Genomic DNA, 607 nt, shown 5'->3' with positions numbered 1-607 from the left:
GAAGTTTATGCCCTAGGAAAAGGGGCAAGGTTGCGCTATACTTGGAAGGATGGATTACCGCGAGGTGGCCAGCATCACCCTAGCCCGCCTCCTGAAGGAAGGAGGCGTAGCCCGCGCTTCCGGCGCAGTGCAGGAAGCGTTCCACGTGGGCGAGGAGCGCTTTCCCCTCCAGGGCGAGGCCCTTTGGAAGGTGAGCGTCTCCTCGGTGGGGGGGCACGAGTACTGGCTCTCCGGCGAGGTGGAGGGGGTGGTCCTCATGGAGTGCCGCCGCTGCCTCAAGCCCACCCCTACCCCCATCCACGCCCACTTCCAGCACATGCTCCGCTACGAGCCGGGGCTTAAAGAGGTGGTCTTCCACGAGGAGGCCGAGGACGAGTACTACGCCTTCGGAGAGCCGGACCTGGACCTCCTCCCCTTCCTCACCGAGGCCTTTGTGAGCGAGATGCCCTTCACCGTCCTCTGCGAGGAGGGGTGCAAGGGCCTCTGCCCGGTGTGCGGGGCGGACCGCAACCTGGTGGACTGCGGCCACGAGGTGGAGGCCCACCACCCCTTCCTGGGTCTTAAAGACCTCCTTCCCGAACTCTAGGGCTTCTGCTATACTACCAGG

1 protein-coding gene is annotated in these 607 nt (G+C 64.7%); it reads left to right on the top strand.

Features of this window, described 5'->3' with window-relative positions:
- Positions 1–49: 49 nt before the first annotated feature.
- Complete coding sequence (locus BVI061214_RS00240; RefSeq protein ID WP_053766885.1) at positions 50–586, top strand: DUF177 domain-containing protein; 537 nt, start codon at positions 50–52, stop codon at positions 584–586.
- Positions 587–607: the final 21 nt, after the last annotated feature.

The organism is Thermus aquaticus (assembly GCF_001280255.1).
GTDB lineage: Bacteria > Deinococcota > Deinococci > Deinococcales > Thermaceae > Thermus > Thermus aquaticus.
Note: the sequence above shows the minus strand (reverse complement) of the source record. Positions and strands in the feature narration are given on the sequence as shown.

Excerpts from the sequence above, each read along its gene's own strand:
- BVI061214_RS00240 (WP_053766885.1), top strand. The coding sequence starts at position 50 with ATGGATTACCGCGAGGTGGCCAGCATCACCCTAGCCCGCCTCCTGAAG.